The sequence below is a fragment of the Clostridium bornimense genome, from assembly GCF_018917145.1.
Taxonomy (GTDB): Bacteria; Bacillota; Clostridia; order Clostridiales; family Clostridiaceae; genus Clostridium_AN; species Clostridium_AN bornimense_A.
This window is the reverse complement of record NZ_JAHLOD010000043.1, coordinates 22,733-28,985: the sequence shown is the minus strand read 5'-3', so window position 1 is coordinate 28,985 and position 6,253 is coordinate 22,733. Positions and strand designations below refer to the sequence as shown.

Annotated in this window: 3 protein-coding genes; all 3 read right to left on the bottom strand. The window is 27.3% G+C overall.

Features of this window, described 5'->3' with window-relative positions; genetic code table 11:
• Window positions 1–347 precede the first annotated feature (347 nt).
• The 3 genes from mcrC to KQI30_RS13130 all read right to left on the bottom strand — a co-directional run bounded on the left by mcrC (window position 348) and on the right by KQI30_RS13130 (window position 6,225).
• Window positions 348–1,388 carry a 5-methylcytosine-specific restriction endonuclease system specificity protein McrC gene (gene mcrC / locus KQI30_RS13140; RefSeq protein WP_216463802.1) on the bottom strand — a complete coding sequence of 347 codons (1,041 nt, stop codon included), beginning with the start codon at window positions 1,386–1,388 and terminating at the stop codon, window positions 348–350.
• Window positions 1,372–3,048, bottom strand: coding sequence for an AAA family ATPase (locus KQI30_RS13135; RefSeq protein WP_216463801.1), 1,677 nt, complete (start codon window positions 3,046–3,048; stop codon window positions 1,372–1,374). Before KQI30_RS13135 ends, mcrC begins: the two co-directional genes overlap by 17 nt.
• Before the next feature lie 141 nt (window positions 3,049–3,189).
• Window positions 3,190–6,225 (bottom strand): AAA domain-containing protein, encoded by a 3,036-nt coding sequence (locus KQI30_RS13130; protein WP_216463800.1) that lies wholly within the window; start codon window positions 6,223–6,225, stop codon window positions 3,190–3,192.
• Window positions 6,226–6,253: the final 28 nt, after the last annotated feature.

The following is a 6,253-nucleotide window of genomic DNA, read 5'->3' as shown; positions in this document are numbered from 1 at the left end:
ACCACCGCGAGTATTACCATACTTAATTCCAAGATCTAAACATATTTGACGACAACTTCTAGTTCCTGAAATATAATCTTTTGATGCCTTGATTTTATCTTCAAAAGAATATTTATATTTTTTTCCCATAAAAAATACCTCCAAAGTAGATTTTGGTTATTTACCATGTCTACTTTAGAGGTATCATATCATATTGCAACAGCTTCATTTTTAATTTTAACCTCTTGTAGCTCTATTTCTCTCTTGTATCTTCTTAACTTCGCTTATCTTTTCTATAGTCATATCTATTATCCCAATATCTCTATATACAACTCCATCTCCAAAATGGAATTATACGTGACGTACTTTTACTCTCTTAACTTTTCCGCTATATCCATCAACCTATTATGGATCTCCATCCACTGTTTACTTAAATCAACAGATAATATATGTATATCATATCCTGATATATTATATTTCAAATTCAATTCATCATTTGCTAATGGATATAATAATGCTCCCTTTATCACATCATAGTTACTTTTATCAATATTCATTATATAAGAATATATTTGATATAGATTTTCACTTTTTAGCTTCTTTACTCCATAATTCTCTCTAAAAGGATTCTTATAATACTTTGTATCTATAATGGCTAGTGTATTCCCAAAATCTATATTTATATCTGTTTGCATCTTAGGCAAATATCTATCTTTCTCCCCTTCAATATCCCATTTAATATCTTGTCTATACACCTTTACATTACTAAGCTCTTTTTTATAAAAATTTCTTATAAAGTTTTCAAATAATAAAGCCATAGCTTTTTCATCTCTTACAAAGTCACTAAATTTCTTTTCCCCATTCTTTTCATTTATCAATAAATTATCATAAACTAATCTACATATTTGTAATATAAAATCATATTCTTTATTATTTTTATGTATCTTTGCTTTAAGAAAAATTCTGTTATCTAATTTTATATCTTTAATACCTTCAAAATACTTATATATAATCCTTAAGTTTTCTCTGTTTTCTTTACTAAGCTCACTATATCTTAACAAATTATATACTGTTGCTTTTATTATTTGATTATGAGTTATATCTCTATCAAATTCATCAAAACTGCAATATGCTCTTCCATTTCTAAATGAATTTCTTTTAAGACTATCATCAAAATTTATTTTTCCTTTTAAAGTTTGTGTCTCTTCATAAGTTAATTTATATTCTCTATAAAATCCCTTCTTGATAAGCTTATTTAATAGAGTTACTAGAATTCTACTTAAAAGATCATAAATATTTTTGCTACCACATTGTGATACATTAACTATATTCTTTGCTTCTAGCCTGTCCCAACTATAACAAAGCATATAATATATATTTTCTATAGGTATATTATCGTAACTGTTCAAGCAATTCCCCTACCTTACCTTGGTCATCAAACCAATATTCTCTAAGTAACGGTTCTATTTCTGCTTTTATTATATGCCTATACCACTTATTATCATCTTCTATCTCTTCTGTTGCTGTAAAATAACTATGTCCTATTTCAAATCCTTTTCCTAAGTTTATACTGTCTCTGCTTATTTCTTCATTAAGCGCACCAAAATTGTTAACTATCTTGTTAATAACACCTTCACTTACACCGTGACTTAATAAATGTTCTTTAAATCTTACATTTTCAAATGCTGGTTCTACATCAATAAATGCAAATCTTCTTCTTAATGCATAATCTACCACAGCTAAAGATCTATCAGCAGTATTCATTATACCTATAATATAAAGATTCTTTGGTATATAGAACTTTTCTTCATTTTCCTTCCTATATGTTAATGGAACAGCATAACTTTCTCCTCTTTTATCTTTTTCAATAAGCATCATAAGTTCACCAAAAATTTTGCTAAGATTTCCTCTATTTATTTCATCGATTATAAAGTAATATTTATTTTCTCTATCTTTCTTTGCTTTCTCACAAAATTCAAAGAATATGCCATCTTTAAGTGTAAAAGTCCCTTGTGAGTTAGGCTTATATCCTCTTATAAAATCTTCATAAGAATAACTTTGATGAAATTGCACCATCTCAATTTTAGTTGGATCTTTTATACCACTATGTAAATAAGCTAATTTTTTTGCAACAAAAGTTTTACCTACCCCTGGAGGTCCTTGAAGTATTATATTTTTCTTATAATCTAAACTATATAAAATATCATAAATTTTATTTTCATCCATAAATACATCTTTTAAAATATCACTTTTTGTATACTTAGGTATGTCATCATCACTTGGTTCTACTTCATCACCGTTTCCTATCTTATTAGACTTTGATGTTACTCTACGACCAACAAGAATGTTATCATATAACTTTATTGGGTCATCAATTTCTACAACTTCTTTTTCTCTTAACTCATCTAATGCATAGCTTAAAAATCTATACTTAAACTTTGCGTTATCTTCCCTTTCTGATGCATACTTTTGCAACTCTTTTAATGAATACTTTACATCATTTCTTTCTTCATATATGTGTTTTAAAACATCATAATCAACTAATTCTCCACTTTTGCTTATACAAATATTTTTTATATTCATATCCTCTACGTTATCTAAAACTACTACTACATCATTATCTTTTGTTTGTATTTCTTTAGCATCTGTCTTTATAAAAATATTTCGTATATTTTCCTGTGAAAACTCTATACTTTCTATTTCTTTTATATCTTTAGTAAAACCAACTTTATGAAATCCAATACCTTTTGTAGATTTAGTTGCCTTATTTAATAAAACTAAATCTAAATCAAAGTACTTATATTTTATGAAATCCTTTATCGGTACAATGTTATCAAATTTCTTAATCTCGTCAAATAAGGCAACCGTTTCCACGTTCCCGTTTATTTCTTTTTTCCCATATTCCTTCATTCTCCATAATGCTAAAACACCACTTCTTATAGGAAATATATAGTCACCTGGTTCTATTCCATTATAATAACTACTGCCTATTTCCCCTCCAGCGCAAAAACGTCCCTCTATTTGATCCACTTCAAAAGAACTTGGAAACTTTCCAATAAATAAACCCATTTTACCCCTCCGTATTTTATTCTAGTAATTATTTTTCGTCTTCATATCAATTATACATAAATAGATGTTTTATTTAAATAACAAAATGTCACGTACAATTCTACTTTCAAAATAGAATTGTACGTGACGTACTTTTACATTTTAACTTTTTTCGATCATTCCATCATCTAAAATGCTAATATCCTTACACATGCTTTTTAACAAGCCACTACTTTTTACTTTTTCATTTAAACAATCTCTTGCTCCAAATACTAAAAAGGAATCTTTTGCTCTTGAAACTGCTACATTCATAAGACTAACGTTATTTTCTATAAAAGAACATCCCTCTGAGCCACCATAAACTGTTGAAAAAATTATTACCTTTTTTTCAGCACCTTGAAAAGTATGTACTGTACCAACATCAATATATTTTGAAATATTTCTTACTTCTTCTTTTAGATATTTATCTATTAAATTCTTTTGTGCTGTAAATGGAGTTATTATTCCTAAAATCTGTTTTTCATCAGTATCAGAATAACTATTTTTTAACCAATTATATTTATCTTTTATCCATTTTACTATGGTCTTAGCTTCTTCATCATTTACTCTACTAGTTCCTCTTCTTTGCGATACTTGTGTCTTAATATCAAAATACCCCATATGAGGTAATGGTAATAATGGATACTTTTTATCATCAGCACCGAGTCCCCTACATGGCTCTAAGTGACCTTCATATACTAATTCATTACAATATTCTATTATCTCATCATAACATCTTCTATGTTCTGATAAAAATAATCCTTTCTTATTATACTTCTCATACTTGCAAGTATTCGATGCCACTTTCATTACACTAGATTGCGCTGAATTTAATCCTGTATTAACTAAAGTCTCATATTCATTTTCATTATTTATAACACTATTTTCTATAGCTAAAGACATATCTAATGCTCTATTTACACCCCACACAGGTGAAATTTGATTTTCGTCCCCTACAATAATAGCTTTTTTTGCTAATGCAAAAGAACACGCTGCAACTTCTGGCGATACTTGTCCAGCTTCATCAATTATTAATAAATCAATAAAATTATACAAATAGGTACTTACCTTTTCATTGTTTCTACTTACCTTAAACTGTTTTGGTAGCAAAAATAATGTCATTACCATACAAGGAGTAATAGATGCTAATTTATAAAATACATCTTTAATAGTGGCAACCTTCGCTGATTCATCTTTATTCTTTGTTATAGTATCTTTACTTTCTAACCAATAGCATTCATAATAATGCACCGCAAGCCAAAATTCAACATATCTAACCTTAGAATCCATAAGATCATTTATCTTATCAACATCACATAGATTTATATATCTTTCTATCTTCTCTTTTTCCTCAACAGAACTACCTTTTATAAAATCTATATTATATTTTTTTAGTAGCTCAATTTTATTTATGTAATCCTCCCTTAGATTAATTATTTTAGCCTTTTTCTCTTCTTCCTCTTTTAGCTTTTTATTTAATACCTCAATATCATCTTCATATTTACTAATTTCTTTATTATTCTCTTCTATTTTATTACCATAAATATTTAAAATATCATCTAAAAGTAAATTTCCTGGTAGCAACTTATATTCTTCTTTTTCCTTGTATATTTTAAAATCTGAATATATTTTTTCTCTAAAACTACTTATAAAACTAAATGTCTTTATAAACCAAGGTAATTTATTATATCTTTCCCTCCACTGCTTCGTTCTCTTTCTAATCCTATTATTCTCCTGAACAACCTCTTCAACTTTTTCTTCTACCTCAGTTATTTTCTGCTTATTTTTTTCTATATCATTTACACAATTAGCTATATATTCTTCAATATCATCCTCATTAACTATTGCCTTAATATCTTCTATATTTTCTATTATTTCATTTTTTATTTTATTAATATTGCTCAATTGCTTATAAATTTCGCTCTTACATTGATTTATACTATGAAAATTTTTATTAAAATACTTACTACATTGTAGTTTCATAACTTCAACTGATTTATGTATATTATCAATAGAATTTACTTCTTGTAAAAACTCTGTACCTCTATTATTTTCACAATGATATCCTTTAGATTTCGCACTATTCTTTTTACTTTCAGAAGGAAAATATACTGCAAAGCTATTTACCCCATTTATCCATCTTTCCTCTAAATTATCAATTCCAATTGCATTAATCTTTCCAAAAGAATCTATTATGTTAGTAACAGCTTGATTATTTGTTGATGATGCTACTATAACAGGAGGTTCACCCTTATTAATTGCTCTTTCTACAAATAAATTTGCTACTATTGATTGAAGCAAAGTTGTTTTTCCTGTTCCCGGAGGACCATTAACCGCTAAAATTTCTCCATCCACTATATTATTAAAATGATTTACAGCTTCCCTTTGAGATTTTGACAATGGATATTCTCCTCCCATTTGTCCACAATGTTCCTTCATAAGATCATACTTAGATTTATCAAGTTTAATTGATGATTCAATAGTATTACTTATAAATCTTTCATATAAAGTTTTTTTATCATTATTATCCATTATGCTATTATATAATTCTACAATATGAATAGAAGCATTTACTGTATCATCAATAATAATGTAAATCTTGTTATCAAAATATACCTTTTCATTAATATTATCATCCTCAAATTTACTTTTCGTAGCAAGTTCATAAATCTCTTCACAGTACTCCCTATACTTTGACCAATCTGCCATCTGATTCTTTTTATCTATAGTTTTAGACAATGCCTCATCAAAATCTATCCTTTTCCCAATACAAACTTGTGCATCTACCATTGGAGCTAAAAATTCTCTAGGTATCCATGGACTTTTTTCTTTTCTAAAAGATAATATTCCATCACTACTTAATTTAGCCGGCACATAATATACTCCTATTAATTCATCAATATTATTATTTGTATTAATGCTATTTCTAATTATAGTCTTAATTGTTTTAGCTACTATTAATATGTTTTCGCTATTTTTAGAAACTTTCTTTTTCTTTTCCACTTCTTCAAAAAGACTATTGCAAATAGACATATCTATTTTTCCTTCATAATAATTTTCCCTACTTATTGTCCAGAATTTATCCTTTTTAAAATCTATAACTTTTTCATTTTGTACAGATACTGCATCTCTCAAGTAACTTGTAACATTATTCTCCAACTCTTCTCCCCCTTTAAATATTTCAAAC